The organism is Myxosarcina sp. GI1, from assembly GCF_000756305.1.
Classification (GTDB): domain Bacteria; phylum Cyanobacteriota; class Cyanobacteriia; order Cyanobacteriales; family Xenococcaceae; genus Myxosarcina.
On the sequence record NZ_JRFE01000034.1, the window covers coordinates 58,108 to 75,318 of the forward strand.

Consider the following 17,211-nt stretch of genomic DNA (forward strand, 5'->3'; position numbering starts at 1 on the left):
GTTAGTTATTAATTTGTAAAAAACTGTTGACATAGATAGATACAGGCGTTCCCGCTTCTATTTGATAGATTTTGCTACGAGCGATTTCTTCTTCAACCAAGCGATCGCTACGTGCTTCCAATCGTTCTTTAGTCGTGCTGAATGCACCTTCTAATGCGCCGTTAACTAAAGAGCGATCGCGTCTGGTGGAACTGCGAAAAGAACTGCCGTAAAAATTGTCATCTCTGACAATAGTTTGTTCGGTAGGTTCGTTAAGAACTTCAAATCCTCTATCTCCTGCGCCCAAAGCCCCAATTAAGAGGTCTTGTCCCAAAACAGTACCACCAGAATCACCTATAGCCTCGGCTATCAAAGGTTGATGACTTTCACCACGCACTAGCAAAGTGCCTGGAGTAACTGCTTGTTGCCGAAATTGCCCTTGTTTATCGACATAAGAAACCGCAATTGCATCGAGTAAAGTCATGCCGTTTGAATCGATCTGGGCAACTTCGACAATTAGATTCGAGCCTGTAGGTAAAGCTATTTCGCCTTGCTGGTTGGTTAGAGGTTCGGTTAGAGTTAGTGTGGCTCTAGTACGATTAGAAGCAGTATTATTACTCCAAACTATATTCGTAGCAACTGTTCCACTAACCGAAGTTCCCAAAGGAACGGTTTTGATTTGGGAAGAAGATTGAAACGATGTCGGAGTTGATGAAGAAGAAGTCGTACCGCTATTGGCTAAATTGTTTAATTTGTTGGCATATCCAGTTGAAATTGTTTTTTTACTGGCAGGACTCAAACTTTGAGAATATAATTCGCTCTTTGATGGCGAAGTCGAGGCTAGTTGACCCGAACCGATAGTCAAACTTGCTATTCGAGCAATTTCGACGGGTTCGGTGGGAGAAAGTTGTTCTGTATTAGTATTGTCTGATTGCGAGCTTACGGGTTGAATATCATTTTTATATATCTCGGATTGAGATTGGGGATTGGAAGGAGTAGTACGAACTGCAATTTGGCTTTCTTCTATGTCGTTCGTTTGAGTTGCTGCTTTTAGAGCCTCAGAACTACTATTTGGTTCTGTAGCCCCCAGACTAGCTAAAATAGCCCAATCATCTAAGGGATTGGTTTCAATTGGTTGGGGTTCTGGAGTCGGTCTGTATCTGGCTACAGGTTCGGGAGTTGGTTGGGTAGAAGCGGGTTGTGGAGCGGGTTCTGGAGTTGGTTGCGGTGTGGGTTCTGGTTCTGGTTGTGTGGGAGTGGGTTCGGAAGTAACTGCTCGCTCTTGTTCTATAAAAGCAAGTTGTGCGCGTAAACGGTCTTCTTCGCTAGACTCCTCGGTTGCTGCTGCTGCTTCGGGTGCTTCTTCTTCTGTTTCTTCAGTAGCCTTGTTTGGCTTGCTACTTCCACCTGTAATTTTAATCCAAAAAGACCAAAGAAAAATAACGGCAAGTGCTAACGAACCCGTAACTAACAATGCAGCAAAAACTCTAAATAGCGGATTGCCAGCACCGAGCGCAGAATTATTCGATTTGTAAAGCTCTTTCTCGTCAATTAAAGAAGTAGCCTCATTAGAATTAGAAGCCTCATTAGGATTAGAAGCCTCATTAGAATTAGTTTCTACAGATTTGTTTTCAGAACTATTCGCTCCCGAAGAAACTTCTTTGGCTAATTTTTTCCAATCTTCTTTGGGAATTTGTGCGGCTTCTGAGTTTAATTGTGATTCCTCGTTCTCGGAAGAGTAAATAACTTCAGCATTATCGAGTGTAGTTTCAGGCATTACCCTAATAATTTTCTATATTAGTGATTATCAGACCGTTTTTTAATAATTGCTCTAGCTGTTTTCTAAATGCACTAGGCTCGCGATCTTCAAGTATTAAGCGATATGGTTCGATGGGTTCTAAAACAATAGTTTTGTTAAATTTAGTTTGTAATTTTTCACCGCTACTTGTTAATTCGGTACGAGTAGCAATAACTTTAACTTGATAAGAGTTTTTACGTATTATGGGTTGGCTGATATCGTAAATTGTTAAATTACTTGTAGTAGCACCGCTAAAAACAGATCTGGGAATAACTTCTGACATTGTTTTGAGAAATTCCTGCCTGAAACCTATTTCTAATAGGTAAGAACCTAAATAAACTTTAGTGGGAACTTTAAGATTGTTTCGATTGGATTCTATAGCAACTCCCGTATCCAAGCTTTCAGTACCAGGAATTCTAGTGTCCCATTCCCAGGTGAGATAGAGCCAATCAGTAACCGTTTTGATAATTACTTCATCAGTACGAAAGTCACGATCTTTTTCGATTGCCGTACTGGTAGTTCCATCGATTTGTTCTACATAGATTTTTTCTTTGTTGGCTAAAAGAAAGTTATTAAAAGCTAAAAATAAACTAAGTAATATGCTGACAATCAAACTTGAAGATAAAATTCCCAGGATCAGGACAACTTTATTACGGTCTTTGACCGCAATTAAAGATTTTTTGGCTTTTAATTCTTTATTATTGATGCGCTCGATATTCATGTTCGGGTCAAATTAAGAACTATTTATTTAAAAGCTATTAGCTATTAGCTGTTAGCAGTAAAACCAAAGCTAAAGGCTAATAGCTAAAAGCTAATAGCTGGGCGAAGCCCTTTATTTATTAGCAATGACTCGATTGGCATTACTCATGGCAGTCGTTGCTACTAAAGAACTGCCACCACTAGCACCCGCTACAGCCAGTCGAGTGGCAATAGTCGCGCTGCGAGAAATACCGTAAAATAATGCCGTTCCTCCACCTTTAGCGATCGCTCCTGCCATAAGGGGGGCGATAATAGAAAGAAGTATTAAAAAGGCAATATCGGGAATAATTACACCAATTGTCTGACCGCCTTGTTCGGTTAGAGCGATAATATTTGCCGAAACTCCGACGATTAGAATGTAACCAAGCTGTAGAAAAAACAGAGCGATAAAGCCAGAAGCACAAGCGATAATAGAAGGAGCGGCAGCAGGAATCATTGATAATCCCAAAGCTACGGGAGAAAACATAGCAGTTAAGAAAAGTGCTACCTCAATACCGTTGATAAATGCCCATTGCAGGGCAATCAAAAAAGTTTGGACGGGAGCGAGAAACGTAGTAGCAACTAAAGTAGTAACTACCTGAGAAGAAAAATCCGTTACTTGCTGTAACAAATTGCCATCTAAAGGGGAATTTTCCTGTAAGCCTTGTAAAATTTGGGCTGCTTGCTGTTGTTTTTGAGGATCGTTTAGACATTCTTCTAATGCCAAACCAGTTTTGTCGATACAGTCGGCAAAAATTTCTCTAGCTCTAGCGTTGGCAACACCAGTATTTTGAATTCTTTGTAAGGCTTCATTCAAACTGATACCAGCAAAAGTCATTTCCAGAACTTTTTGAAACCAGTAATAAGCGATCGCTCGTATAGTTCTAATCGTACCTGCCAGAAGAAAACCATTGCCACTTAGAAAGACAAAAATTCCCAGAGGGACTCTAAACATGGTAATCAATCTTCGCCAACTAGGATTATTAATCAATCGGTCTGATTCTTTCAAGGCAAAATAAATGATAGAAATTGCAGCCAGAAACAGACCGAGAGCGACCATTGCTTGCCACAAAGCTTCTTGAGGACTTACGGTAATATCCCAAATGCGCTGCCAGGATCTGGCGGTATTAGCCGCTAGATCGATTGAATCTTCAATAATCGCCTGGGCGAATTCATTGCCAAAAACGTTTTGAGCAAAGATATAAACATTTAAATCGAATAAAGAATTAAACATTAATTTGAGTCCGTAGTTAAATGTTGTCCTGGTAGTGAGATTAAAAGGTTTTGACTCAAACTCGACCTAATCCCCGCTAGATTTTCTCGTTCGGCGCGAGTAGTTTGTTTGGAAATTTCTGAAAGAGTTTCGGAATTCATTTGTAGCTCTAATCCTCTAGAAACTTTGCTTTCTTGCATTTCAAAAACGATCGCATTGTCAATTTGTTGCTGGAGCGATAGTTGATTGGAAATGTTTCTCAAAATATTTTGAGAAACATCTTGATTCGTACTATCTCGCGCCAGTGTTTCAGAAGTTTCAACCGAAGCTGCGGCAACTTCAATTTTTTCGGCTATTTTTTCTTGTCCTTCATTACTCAGTCCGCTATTTTCCGAATATTCCTGGGCTAATTCTCTTAAATATTGCTGGAGTAATTTATCTTTAATTCCCTGAGTGCTACCAGTTTGAGTACCAAACATATCGCCATATTTATCGAGGTCGGCATTTTCATCAAACACAATTTTTGCCTCGGCAATATCGGGTATTCCTAATGCACCCTTTTGAATTTCAATGCCTTTATCTTCTAGAAAAGTATCGATCTGACCTACTATTAAGTCAAATCGGCGAAATAGATCCGTAAAAATTCCACCTATTATCCGCTCGATTGAAAACTCGGTTTCCGAATCTTCAACAAAGCTTTGGGCAACTGCTCGCTCGTTAGTAAAAATAAACCATCCTAAAAAAATTGGTAAGAGTACGATCGTGAGTTGGCGATTAAATAAAAACTTTTGGTTTTTCATAATTTTTAGTTTCTCCAATCTGCGACAACGGCAAACCTGATGTAGTAAATTTGTTGTACAAATAAGCAAATTTGCATAAAGCTTTTATCTGTCCTCTTTGGGTAGGGGGAAAATCAACAAAAATTCTGTTTCGCGCTGCTTTTTCATCGACGCTATTGGCAACTGCGGCGAGTAAAACGAGCGAAGGAAAATAAAGACAGTCCCAAAAACGGTCGTCGCGAGATACTAGCCAGTGAGAATAGAAATTTTGTAAATTAGCTCGATAACTTTCCGAAGCATTGCGTCTAATGAGATGGTTGGGAAAGTTTAGAACTGAAGAATAAACTTTGGCAGCATCGGAGGTTGTTTTCCCCGTGAAATATACGTCAGTGTTGCGTAAAATTTGGCTAGAAGCAATACATTTAACTATGGCTTCGAGGTCTTGACCGATGAGTAAAACGCTTTGTCCCTCCTTACGACCAGTGGCAAAACGTTCGCCAACAATCTCGGCAAAACCGCGTTTCCCTAAAAGCACCGAACATTCGTCCATAACTAAGAGACTTTTAGGATGTTCTAAAGCCGTATTCAAGCAAGCTGCTTGAGCGACTAAAGCCATAATGTAGGCATTGTTTTCATTGGTCAATCCCGAAAGCGCGAAAAACTTCATTACGGGATTGGGAGGAATATTAGAAGGTTTTCCAATAGCATCGCCAATATTAGGATCGCTAAGTTTAGCAGAAAGCTGATTGTTAATTTGCGCGATCGCTCTGGCTTCGATATCTCCAAAATCATATAGTCCGAGTTTTTCTTTGGAACAGAAAAATAACAAGTCATGTAAAGTTGGCATATTCTGCCATTCTTTTGATTGCCAACCACAATCGAAAGCTTTGTTGTATCGTTCGATAATAAGGTCGTCTTCAAAAAAAATGTTGATTAATTTCAAAATCAAAGAATCTACTCTTTCGATTAGTTCGGCATCATCTATTTGTCCCATAGCTAAAGAGACAAGAGATTTTCGAGTAAAATTTTTCCAAATCCGAAAGCGGTTGCTTCTAGCCCTGGAAGTAAATCTTCTCAAATCTGGAGGTTGTAAAAGATTGAAGCTGTTATCGAGAATATTAAGATAAGCACCTTGGTTTCCCAATAATTGAGTAATCAACTTAAAAGTAGACTCGCCCGCGTTGGACATATCCATACCGACGACTCGCACACCGTTTGCCAGTGCTTCTACAATTGCTCCTGCGGCTAAAACACTTTTACCAGAACCAGCTTTGCCAGTAATAATAGCTCTTTCATTGTTTTTAAACAGGTTAATGTGTATGGGATATCCACCTTCGCGACAAATTAGTTCCAATCCATCGCGTTCGATATTTTTAGGTTTGGTTATAGGTAGCAACCCCAATATAGATGTCGTATCTAAAGTTGGACGACGTTCGCTAAACAATGCTGTTGACTGTAGTTGTTTTTGGCAATTTATGGGTAAAGTTTCCGTCCACAGTTTCCAGCAGACTTGGGTTTCTCTTATTAGTTTGGCATTACCAAAAGCGTCTGCCAGATGGTTGCAGGCTCTTTCGAGTTCGGCTTCGCTCTGTCTGTAGACTAAAATAGTTAGGGCGGCAAATAAAGGTTGCGCTCCTTGATGAAGACGCTTTTGAGCTTCAATGGCTTCTTCTTGCTTTAAAGTAGCTCCTACATCCAAACCAGCACCGCTTTCAAAAGCGTGTAGGTTGGCAGCCGTACTTTGTTTGGACAATTTGATCAAATTGTCTTGAGCGAGTTCTTTATCTCCAGGACTAATTTCTAGCCAAATCTCTGTATCTCGCACGTTAAGACTACTGAGTCGCTGCCAAATCCATCTCAACTGTTCCTGGCGACTAGACCAACCAAGTTGAGAATTTTTTTGGTTCAAACTTATATTTTCTAAGCTCATTGCAGCCACTAACTCATCGTTAACAGCTACCAAGTCACGACGAGATAAATGTTGCGGACAAGAAGAACGTCCGTTTTCGCCTTCGATTAATATAGAAGTAATATCTTTTGGATGGTAGGGATTGCTGAGTGTAACTTGATATTCCATCCTTTTACCGTTGGCAGTTTCACTAACGGTAATCAATTGGGGAATTGGCGGTGGTTCTTTATGCTTAGATAGATCTTTCTCGTCAAAACGATTAAAGCGATACCAAAGAAGTTCCGACCAAACTTCATCTGGTTGAAGATTGCGAAAATCTAGTTCTGCTTTAGTTCCGAGAGTAAGTTTCCAGGGTAGAAAGCCATTATTATAAATTTCTTTCGCCAATTGAATATAAATATCTCTTCGATAGGATTCGTCAGTATCTGTCAATTGTCGAACCTTTTTGCCCATAGAATTGTTTAACCAATTCATGGTTTGTCCGAGTAAATCGCTTTTTTTTCGCAAATCCTGTTTGTTTCTCGTCCAGGTAGCAAAAGCATATTGATGCCATTGCTGTCGAAATCCTTTATTCGTAATTTCTTCAATTCTCACTGCTTCCGATTCGAGAATTAATTCGATTAAAGGTAAGTTTTTTCTTTGAGAACGAGACTCTAACTGCTTGAGCCTTTGATGATATTTACTGCGGCAACCAAGCATCATTGTCAGACTTTCGCCTGGGGGAATATCTTTTAAAGCTTCCGAAATTGCTAATGCCTGTCCATCGATCTCTTCAGAATTTAGTTCGTGATGTATGCCCGATAGAGCAAAAGGAATAGTGGCAGACCAATTCTCTTCATTTTTGTCGCATTTTAGTAAAACGGTAAAATTATCGCTGCCAATTTTTATCTGCATGATGGCGTGTAAATTCGACTCAACTTGGAAGGGAACAATTTTTTCCTTTTTACCGTTAGGAGTCTTTCTTTGTGTCGATCTAGTTTTTTGCGCCATCATACGTTTGAAGCTACCTCGGTCTGTTGCTGGAACGAATAAGCTATTAGCGTTGTAGTAGGCTTTGCCAGGAAGGGGAATCAGGCGATCGGTAAATTCATAGCTTTTATTGCCAGTTAGTATCCACCAAGCACCGCAAAACCAGACTGACAAGGCAAAAAAATAAAGTAGGCTTAAACCAAAAATTATGTAACAGACGATAAATAAGATTCCCGCAATCATCGTCCAGGGAAGAATTAGATCGGCAGGAATTGGTCCGATTTTAGGAGTTTCACCTAAAGCTTTAATTACTCGAATGTATTCTTCTGGTTTTTGCTGTTGTCCGTTCATTGCTATTACTTTTGTAGCTTATGCAGTTCCAACAATTAAGTTGGTAAGAACTTCAATTGCTAAAACTAGTCCTACGCCGATGCCCATCATATTAGCGATCGGTCTCCAGTCCGATCCTTGTAGAGCTTGAACTACTCCTAATATCGCTCCACCTACGAAAGCTAAAATCACGACTACTCTAAAAAAAGTAAATAGTGCAGTTATTACATCGTCGGGTACGGCTCCACCAGTTGCCGCCGTTACATCTCCCATTGCCGTTTCTAAAGCATCGAATAGTAAAGCATGAGAAGGTGTTTCCATTCCTACGAAACAAAGAGTAACACCCAAGGCGATCGCCAATACGTGCCAGGTTTTGATTGGTAATTTGCCTATAAGTGCAGAGTCGAGAAGATTGATAAATGAGACAACACCAAAAGTCGAGCATAAAGCGATCGCTAAAACCAACATTAACATTGGCTCTTTTAGGGTGTAGTAAACTAAACCAATAGCACAGATTCCTATTGGTAATAAGTCGGACTTTTTAAAAGTTTTGTGAGATGTTAGTTTCATAGTGAGTTAAAGCCTAAGTCGTAGAGATTTAGTTTTGGATTGAGATTGAGGTTGTGGAGCATTTTGGGAAACTTGAGAAAGCTGTTTTGTCTGTTCGATTGATTGTCCTTCTAACAGCTTTTCGATATGCTTGAGTGGGATTTTATTCTTGTTAACTTCTATTAATCCATCTTGTGAAACTTCGGCGTTAAAAACATTTTCATCTTTACTGTTTGTACCTCTAATAGAAGTTTTATTTTGACTGTCTATTTTTTCAATTGCCAAAATATAGGTAGCACCTTCACGGTTATTTTCTTGATGTTGCCATTTAACAATTTTTCTCTCCTTTTGTTCTCGAACGAGTTTTTGAGCGAGAAAATTTGCTAATTGTCTTCCTGAATATTCTGTAATTACTTCAGATTTATTTTGAGGGAGTCGTTCTATGCGTTGGATTTCATCCAAAGAAAGTTTATTAGTTTCTATTTTCCAGCTATTATTCTTGGTTTTAGCTCGATATAGAGTCGTCCCCCCGCGCTCGATATTAATAGCTTTTTCGCCTTTATCTTTTAAGTCAATCTTCCCCAAAGTTTTTGTAAAAATCTGACGTTCTGAGTTTTCAAGAAACTCCTGACGCAATTCAGTTACAGCATCGAGATAATTCTTTAAACTTACATAAGTTTTTTCTGGATCTACGGATTTTTTTTGCTTTCTGTCGATAGTCTCTTGTACTGTATCCAGTCGTTTTTCTATCTCAGAAATTTTGGCTTTTATTGTTTGTAATCCAGCAAAATGCCGATCGTATTCACGCCAGTTTGGTTCTTTTGATTCGCTAGAACGATGGTCTTCAATCAGATTAAGTTGTCGTTCGTACTGTTGGGTTTTTTGGTCTAAAACAAAAGCAGCAAGTGCCAAATTTGCCTTATTGTTTTTGACAGGAGGCAGTTGAGGCATTGGTGAGGTTCCGTACAGTTGCGGCTCGATGGCGATAATGCGATCGCTCATTTGGCTTAACTGCTGAGAGACATCATCTCGCTCTTCATTATTGTTTGTATTTGTAGAGGGCAGAGATGTACCTTGGGCAAGCATTTCTTTGACTCGCAAAACTGCTGCTACACCGTCAACTGCCATAGCAATAAGATCGAATCCATCGAGGACTGATTCTCTAGAATCGATCTGTCGGCTGGCTCTTGTAAGTGCGTCGGCAGTATTGGAATTCGGTCGAAAACGATTATTAAAAACTGCTTTATGACCTAGTTCAGGCTCATCAAAATCACTCTCCCGAATGTGAGTTTTAAGAAGCTCTCCCATTCCCGTACTTTGTTGGTTAGCTTCTAACAATTCGGGTTCTTGCTCTATAGTAGGTTTCATCTTCCAATCCAATCCAACAAATGTTAATTTTCGTTCTCGCTCGAAGTTTCTCAAGCAACTTTCGATGCGGTGATAATCGTAAAAAAATTAGCGCATTTACCGTCGTCTCCTACTACATTTGCAACTATATGAATGTGTGGGCGAGGGCGATCGCTATTGGGAAAAAAAGTATCGCAGTGCATTACAGAGATCGCCTGATGTCGTTCGAGCTTTAAGGTTTTAATAATGGCTCGTGATAGTTCGTGCCAATCTTCGCAAGTGAGAGAATCTTCAATCGCTGGTGAGAGTGATAAATGATAGACGGGTTTTTGGGTTTTATTGGTAGAACTTGGTAATGCTGCATGATTGGTAAATGCTGTGACTAAAGATTGAGTATCTAAATAAGCTTCTGCTAAATTGGCGAAGACTATTTGCGGTTTTTTTTGGGGATTTAAAACATAAGACAGAGTTTGGTTAAAACTCCTCGATCTACTGGCTTTGCCGATCACATTAATTAGTTCCTTTACAAAGTTGAGTGATAAACTGTTCGGCTTGTTGGATAAAGCGAGTGCTATTTTGCAAAAAACTATCTGTAGTAGTATCCATTTCAAACTGCATCTTGCTGTAGGCAGCTATCATTTCGCGGTAAAATGCCATTAATACGGGATTTACTTGAAGCATTTGAATAGGAGTAAATAGTACAGAAAATAGATTTGGCTTACGCTCCAACCATTCATTGAGAAGCAGTATTCCCAAACTGTTCAAACTGGTTTGTCTCTGTCTAGCAATCTGCTTGAGTTGTTCTTTGAGTTCGCGAGGAACTCTCAGTTTGAGTTCTACGATGTCCGAGTCGTCCACATTGTTGAAATATTCAAAACCTATTTTGTAGAAAGTATGTATTCAAAGATGTAGCAACATTTAGCTAAAAATATTTTTTCATTTTTGCTTGGGCTTGCTAAATCTATTTTTATGACAACTACCTAAAAAAAACAATATCTCTAAAAACGTCCCAAATAATATTGCTTGCTAAAAATAAAAAAGTCGCGTGTTACAAAAGTTTTGGCTGCTGGTTTATCTAAAAAAAACTAAGTTTTTGAGCTTTTGTTGGTAATTTATGTATTAATTCAATACATTTTATGTAACAAAACAGTATTAATCTGCTACAGAAAATATATAAACTACAAGCTCATAAAAGTTGTGTAACTTGTAAGAAATATGCAATTTATGTATTAATTCAATACATTTTATGTAGCAAAACAGTATTAATCTGCTACAGAAAAAAAGCCTGTAAATTGTAACGAAACTTAAAATATCGGCAAAGTTAAAATATATTTGTATACTATCTACATATAGAAAAACCAAAAATATTTTTGGTTTGCTGGCGAAAAAACAAAACTTTGCATTAGGTAACACATATACTTACACAAACGCCTACACGTAAGGATGAAATTGTTTTATGACTGAAGCTTTAAAAGAGAAATCAGAGTCGGTATATGAAAATGAAAACTTTGAAGAGACAAAAGAATCAATACTGACCTTATCGTTAGATGTTGGTGCGAGTATTTCAAAAGCAGTATATACATTGGATTCTGTAGAATCATCACAGATCTACTATATGTACATGGATGCAGAAATGATTGTAGTTCCAGAACAAATGCTACAGAGTTTTGAGTTTGACTGGAATTTAGTTGATGCACCCGAACATTCAGCTTGGATTAAATCGCGTTCAAAAGCTTTAGAGGTATTTACTTTCGGATTATTGGCTCGAAAATTAAAAGCGCAAAAACAAATACACCTTATTAAGTATGAAAATGCCGTCGAAAAAAGTTTGGCATTTATTGGAGCTATCGCTCAAAAACATAATCTGAGCCAAAAACTAACAATCAACTTAAATTTATTAATTCCATACAATGAATTTGAAAGCCGTGTGATACTAGAAGAAAGCATAAAAAAAGCTGTAAAAAGCTTTTATTTCCGAAAAACCAGTATTAAAGGAAAACTCACTCAATTTTTTTGTTTGCCAGAAGGATATGGTGGATTTTTAAATAGAGTTAATTTAAAAGGATATGATTGGCTTAAAAATAGTAAGCTCGCAGTCATTATGATCGGTCATCGTAATTGCAGTTGTTTGGTTTTTGAACGAGGAACTTTAAATAATGCTGCAACTATCGACTTAGGTTTTATAGATTTAATTGAAGAAATAAAAAAACATTCGATTGGACAGAAGTTAGAAGATTTAGAAGAAGTAATTCCTCTAATTGGTTTAAATACGGAAAAAATAAATAAATTATTACCAGCTTTACTACGCAGTCAAAATAAAAGTAATCAAGAAATTGAATTTGAAAAATTAAAAATAACCATAATAAATTCTCGTCAAAAAGTATGGACTTCAATTAAAAGTTGGCTAGATGGACAAATACCATCAATGTTGCACGAAACTATAGTTTTAGGAGGAGCCGCACAGTATTTTTGCCAAGAAATTGAAGAGTTTCTAAAATGGACAGATATACATTGGGCTAAAGATACTGCTAATGAAATCAATAATGTATTATTTAGCGAAATTGACGATTCTCAAAATATGCCATTGAGATTTATAGACGTTTATGGTTTACACAAACACATAATTAAACATGACAGGAAATAAAGCAAAAAATCTCGGACAAGCGCACGTTTACTACAATAAAAAAACGCGAGAAGGTCAGGTAGTTGAAACGCTTAAGGAAACCGAAAGTAATTTTAGCAACTTAGTAAGAAACTATTTATTTCTTATTAAAGGTTATGAAGTATTGCAAGAAACAGATATTAGTTCTACTGAACTAAAGAAACTATGTCTTCAAGCAGTTCAGTTTCATACAGGTTGCTTGGAAATTGCTCGTATACATTTAGAAAATTGCCAATCACATTGCGACCGTCCTCAAAAAACAAAAGTATCAAACAAAAATAATACAGAAGAAAAATCAAAAACGCAAACCCAGGTAAAAGATGATTATTCTAAGCTAAGACAAGTAACTTTAATCGATTCTTTATTACCTAAATAGGAGATTGTTTAATTGTGAATGAACCTAATATTAAGAATAGCTCTGAGACTGAAAACTTGAATACTAATGAGGTTAAAAAAAGAAACAATATATATATAGTGGGAGGAGAAAAAGGAGGAGTAGGTAAAAGTGTATTTTGTCGTCAACTCGTTACTTACTTCATGCGTAAAAAGTGGCAAGATCAATTTAAGATTGTTGAAGCAGATCCAACTATTAACGACGTACATGATTTTTATCAAGATAAAACTACAGAAATAGAATTTAGCGATGACCGTTATCGTCTGACCGAGCCAGATGAAATATTTAAGTTGGCTATTGATAAGACTGTAGTTGTTAATCTACCGAGTAATGTATCGATGCAATTTAATTATTGGTTGCAAGAATCGGGAATTTTATCGGATGATTTAAAGAAAAACTACGGTCAGATTGTTTATTTTTTTGTTAGTGATGGCAGCTATCGTAGCGTAGAGTTTTTTACCAGACAAGTACAATATTTTGCCGATAAAGAGCGAAAGCTTCCACACGCTTTAGTTTTAAATCAATCACGATTGACGTGTTCTGGAACTTTTGCATATTTAAATAAATACGAACCACTGCTAAAAATCATCAAAGAACATAAAATACCCGTACTTTTTTGTCCCGAATTAACGACTGAAGTGCAGTTTGAGATTGATTGGCAGCATTATACTTACGAAGAAGCAGTTAATAAGATTGAATTTGTTATCAGTAAACAACGTATCAAGAGTTTTCTCAATAAAGTCGAGACTTTTTTCGATGAAATCTTCCAAAACGAAATTAATAAATTGTCGTTTGATAACATAATAAAAGCCCAGGAGAAAAACCGTAACCAACAGCAATTACCAGACCTGTTAACTCGAAAAGCAGGATCGAGAATGGCTAAAGTTTAAAAATTCAATGTAATTATGAACGAGACACCAGTTGAAGAACTAGAAAATATTGCCGATGATGGTTATAGTTTGGCAGAAGAAATTTTAAAACATCAGCCAGAGGAAATTAAAAATAAGGTTAGATGGCTAATTAAAAAATCTGGAATTCGTGAAGACGATCCGCTTTTTTTAATTCTTTTGGCTTGCAGAATCAATCATATTTTGTTGGAAAATGCTCCTAACGATCTGGAGAACAGTTTTGAGCTAGGTAGTCAAAAAATAGTAAATGTTTTTGAGACACATATTGATAAGCTTACTGAATTTGAGAAAAAGCAGTTAGATCGACATAGTTTACACGCTTTACGTGTTTCGATTACCAAAGTCAACGATGCAGTAGTCAAAGTATTGAAGGATAACGGAGTGGAAACTAAACAGGAGGGTAAAATTCCCCCTAAAGTTAAAGGTATGATTACTGTTGCCATATCGAGCGCAATCTTTTTAATAATAGGATGGATTTTTGGCTGGAGTTTTGAAACAGCAGTTTTAGGCAAGCGCAATCAAGTTAATTTAAGTAATGCCGAACTTGCTATTTATAAATGGGCTATGAGTAGAGAAGGAAGATTTGCCAAACAAATCCTTGATTGGAACGAAGACTTGCTCGGTCAGGAATGCCAAAAAAAGGTTGGCGACCTCGGTGTGACAATTCAAATTGGCACTGCTAAGGCTACTTCTGGTTATTGTTGGATCTGGACGGTTCCTCCTGCAAAAAGAAATTTTTCATCATGAACGACTCTAACTGGCAACAGTTGCGGCTTCACAACCTACTGGCAATTGAATCGCCATTAGTCGATCGCCAGTTTTTGCTCTTGGAGATTGCTCGATTTTGCCCTGAAGAAAAAATCTTCTTTTGGAATCCAGGATATAAAGAACTACAGTTAGTAAAAGTTGATTTCTCGTCAGATAGACTAGATATATGCGCTACCGAATATGTAATCAAGCCAGAGCGCGATCTTATTGAGTTTTGTTGTACGGTCGGAGCGAATGGTATTTTTGTTATTGAAGGTAGTGGAGAGATCGATCGCGCTTTAAGTTTTCAACTAAGGAATGCTTATTTTAAACTTCAGTCAGAGAGTGAGAGAGATGATAGTTTTCAACGAAAGATTATTTTAGTAGATGACCGTGTAGATATTCCTTTAGAAATACATCCGTTAATTCCGCTTTTAAAGCGGCAAGTACCAAATATTGATGAGATTGAAGAACTGATAAAGAGTTACAGTTACGCTCTTATCGAACCGACAATTGTTAGAAGTTGTATCGGACTTACTAAGGGAGAAATAGAAATTTTGGTAAAAAATCGCCAAAATGAGGAAAGTTTATCGATGCTCAAGAATAGACTTTTGCAATATAAAACCAATAAGTTAGCGGGAAGAGGATTGAGAATTGTCCCCGAACCCGATGTCATAGATGTAGGAGGGTTAGATAATTTAAAACGGGATTTAAGAAAAATAGAAAAGCTGTTTTCACCCGAAGCATTTGCTAGAGGATTGAGTCCGCCAAGAGGATGTTGTCTTTGGGGTTTGCCTGGAACGGGTAAATCTCTAATCGCTAAAATGATGAGTAAGAAAATTGGTGCAACGTTGATTTCTTGTGATTGGAATCAGTTGCTAGATACAGATTTAACTAAATCTCTGGCTAATTTGCAGTATGTTTTAGATTTAGTCGATAGTATGGGCGCGTGTGTCTTGTTTTTTGATGAATTCGAGAAAGCTTTTGCTGGCTGGAATTCAGGGGCAAATGGAGGAATACTCGCGAAAATGGCGGGAAAACTTCTGACTTGGATGCAGGACCATACATCTCCAAGTATCATGTTGGCGACAATCAATCATTTAGATATGTTACCTCCAGAATTGATTCGTCGATTTGAATATATTTGGTTTTTTCCTTCCAAGTTGCATAATGGAGCGATGTGGGAAATATTTAAGCTGCATCTCGATAAACATTTTCCCAATTTACACCAGCAATTTAACGACGCGCAGTGGCGGACTTTATTTCTTGAGTATCGAGGCTGTTCGCCCGCTGAAATAGCAGGAGCAGTCAAACGCGCTCACGATGAGATTTTTTTCTGCGATCGCCATTTACAACTAAAAACTAAGGTTTTGATTGAGGAATTGCTAGCAGAAAGAGCGAGATTCAAACCAGCTAGTAGTGTTAAATCTATTAGTAACGCTCTAGCAAAAATCTTGATGGAGGCTGATTTTGCTAGACTCGTTCATGGCAAAGATACCAGCCGTTTTGCTAGTCCACCCAGACAACTATACGAAGCAGAAAAGTTGCCAACTACACACGTTACTTTCGATGACTATCAAAGCGCATACAACAGACTGGTACTCTTGGATGAAAATCAAGAATATACCTATCCAATGTAAATAAATATTTATAAACCTGACATTTTCGACAAAGAAGAAAATATTATTTTAAGCAGTTGATAAAATCTGTTATTGTTAATCTTCATTTAGTGCGCTACAAATTGTGAATTGGGTAAAAACAAGTTTTGTCATAGGAATAGTTTTAGCTAGCGGAGTTATTTCTGCAATTGGATTAAAAACCCATGCGGAAAATCCCAACGAAAAATTGCCAGCATATAAAGTTGATTTTTCGTATTGTCCTGAAGAGGGAGCAGATACTCTTTCTCCAGGAATGAAAATTAATGAAAACTGTATTGGTAACAATGCAGAATTTCCTTTTTATGTTTGGGGAGATGAAAAGAATTATCAACCCGAAGTTAGGTTATATCTAACCGATCCCCCTGAAACTGTATTTTTCAAACAGTGGATTTATGAAGTGGCAGTAAAATCACGAGGCTGTCCGTACAAACATCAAAACCCTGTAGAAGAAGGTTTTTATGGAACTGGTTTAAAAGTAAGTTTGCAGCCCGAACTAGCGCAAGAAAGAGAAGTAATCTCTCAAGGAGTAAGTGGAAGTGCAAAATCGTCAGAATTGACTAGAGCGGCAATGAATCAATCCACTTTGATGGGGGGAATAGGCTATTCTGATTCAATTTCAGGTGTCGAACGTGATAAATGTTCTTTATTTGAGTAAAAAAATGAACGAGAGATTTCCAAAGAAGCGGCAGAGTCAATCGCAGCAGGAATTACAAGACTTAGTTACTCCAGTAGAAATTCAAAAACAAGCTTTACGCGAAGTTTTGCGAGAACATAGACAAGAACTATACAAAGAACGCTTTTTAAGAACTACAGTCTATCCAGTTGTAGGTTCTATGATGATTGTTCTAGTAATCTATTTGTTTGGAGTAAAAATTCCAGCTTGGTTCAACTGGTATGAAGATACTTCCCAACAACAGCTTCAGAATTAATCGAAAATAAGAATATTTTGATAGTGGACTTAAAATTGAATGATTATTTAAATTGCTTGAGCTATATCGATCTGGCTAATTTAAGGATTAATGCCGAAAAAGTTAGAGCCGAGTACAATCGCCAAAGTTTACCTACATACAGATTGGTTAAAAAAGAAGGTACAAAGCATATAGTTTGTCTTTGCTGCGGTTTGGTTGCTGTGTTTCCTGAAACTAAAAAAAAATATTGTGACTTTTGTTGTTCTTACCATTGCCGAGAGTAACATATAGCTAATTGACGCATTTTTTAGATAGGCGATCGC

Annotated in this window: 16 protein-coding genes; 7 read left to right on the plus strand and 9 right to left on the minus strand. The window is 37.5% G+C overall.

The features are described 5' to 3' along the window. Nucleotide 1: 1 nt before the first annotated feature. From KV40_RS24380 to KV40_RS35235, 9 genes are all read right to left on the minus strand, one after another. Complete coding sequence (locus KV40_RS24380) at nt 2–1,756, minus strand: hypothetical protein (RefSeq protein ID WP_036486849.1); 1,755 nt, start codon at nt 1,754–1,756, stop codon at nt 2–4. Nucleotides 1,757–1,760: 4 nt separating this feature from the next. Next, on the minus strand, nt 1,761–2,498 hold the full coding sequence (locus KV40_RS24385; protein ID WP_036486850.1) for a hypothetical protein: 738 nt from the start codon (nt 2,496–2,498) through the stop codon (nt 1,761–1,763). Nucleotides 2,499–2,609: 111 nt separating this feature from the next. Further along, nucleotides 2,610–3,749 carry a hypothetical protein gene (locus KV40_RS24390; protein ID WP_036486851.1) on the minus strand — a complete coding sequence of 380 codons (1,140 nt, stop codon included), beginning with the start codon at nt 3,747–3,749 and terminating at the stop codon, nt 2,610–2,612. Beyond that, nucleotides 3,749–4,528, minus strand: coding sequence for a hypothetical protein (locus tag KV40_RS24395; protein ID WP_036486852.1), 780 nt, complete (start codon nt 4,526–4,528; stop codon nt 3,749–3,751). The genes KV40_RS24390 and KV40_RS24395 overlap by 1 nt, the downstream gene beginning before the upstream one ends. Beyond that, on the minus strand, nt 4,503–7,736 hold the full coding sequence (locus KV40_RS24400) for a hypothetical protein (RefSeq protein ID WP_052055919.1): 3,234 nt from the start codon (nt 7,734–7,736) through the stop codon (nt 4,503–4,505). The genes KV40_RS24395 and KV40_RS24400 overlap by 26 nt, the downstream gene beginning before the upstream one ends. Before the next feature lie 18 nt (nt 7,737–7,754). Further along, complete coding sequence (locus tag KV40_RS32555) at nt 7,755–8,285, minus strand: hypothetical protein (RefSeq protein ID WP_052055920.1); 531 nt, start codon at nt 8,283–8,285, stop codon at nt 7,755–7,757. Nucleotides 8,286–8,291: 6 nt separating this feature from the next. Then, nucleotides 8,292–9,632: a hypothetical protein gene (locus tag KV40_RS24410; RefSeq protein WP_036486853.1), complete on the minus strand. Its 1,341-nt coding sequence runs from the start codon at nt 9,630–9,632 to the stop codon at nt 8,292–8,294. Between the two features lie 50 nt (nt 9,633–9,682). Next, a complete protein-coding gene (locus KV40_RS24415; RefSeq protein ID WP_036486854.1) occupies nt 9,683–10,120 on the minus strand; it encodes a relaxase/mobilization nuclease domain-containing protein in 438 nt (145 codons plus the stop codon). Between the two features lies 1 nt (nt 10,121). Continuing rightward, nucleotides 10,122–10,469 carry an Arc family DNA-binding protein gene (locus KV40_RS35235; RefSeq protein WP_036486855.1) on the minus strand — a complete coding sequence of 116 codons (348 nt, stop codon included), beginning with the start codon at nt 10,467–10,469 and terminating at the stop codon, nt 10,122–10,124. 598 nt (nt 10,470–11,067) lie between these two features. Between KV40_RS35235 and KV40_RS24425 the strand changes: the two genes are divergently transcribed. From KV40_RS24425 to KV40_RS24455, 7 genes are all read left to right on the plus strand, one after another. Then, on the plus strand, nt 11,068–12,255 hold the full coding sequence (locus tag KV40_RS24425; protein ID WP_036486856.1) for a hypothetical protein: 1,188 nt from the start codon (nt 11,068–11,070) through the stop codon (nt 12,253–12,255). After that, nucleotides 12,242–12,649: a hypothetical protein gene (locus tag KV40_RS24430; RefSeq protein ID WP_036486862.1), complete on the plus strand. Its 408-nt coding sequence runs from the start codon at nt 12,242–12,244 to the stop codon at nt 12,647–12,649. The genes KV40_RS24425 and KV40_RS24430 overlap by 14 nt, the downstream gene beginning before the upstream one ends. Before the next feature lie 14 nt (nt 12,650–12,663). After that, a complete protein-coding gene (locus tag KV40_RS24435; protein WP_036486864.1) occupies nt 12,664–13,557 on the plus strand; it encodes a hypothetical protein in 894 nt (297 codons plus the stop codon). Between the two features lie 15 nt (nt 13,558–13,572). Next, nucleotides 13,573–14,322, plus strand: coding sequence for a DUF6753 family protein (locus KV40_RS24440; RefSeq protein ID WP_036486866.1), 750 nt, complete (start codon nt 13,573–13,575; stop codon nt 14,320–14,322). Next, nucleotides 14,319–15,962 (plus strand): ATP-binding protein, encoded by a 1,644-nt coding sequence (locus KV40_RS24445; RefSeq protein WP_036486867.1) that lies wholly within the window; start codon nt 14,319–14,321, stop codon nt 15,960–15,962. Before KV40_RS24440 ends, KV40_RS24445 begins: the two co-directional genes overlap by 4 nt. Before the next feature lie 103 nt (nt 15,963–16,065). Beyond that, nucleotides 16,066–16,635, plus strand: a complete 570-nt coding sequence (locus tag KV40_RS24450) for a hypothetical protein (protein ID WP_036486869.1) — start codon at nt 16,066–16,068, stop codon at nt 16,633–16,635. Between the two features lie 4 nt (nt 16,636–16,639). After that, nucleotides 16,640–16,909: a hypothetical protein gene (locus KV40_RS24455; protein ID WP_036486871.1), complete on the plus strand. Its 270-nt coding sequence runs from the start codon at nt 16,640–16,642 to the stop codon at nt 16,907–16,909. The last annotated feature ends 302 nt before the right edge of the window (nt 16,910–17,211 follow it).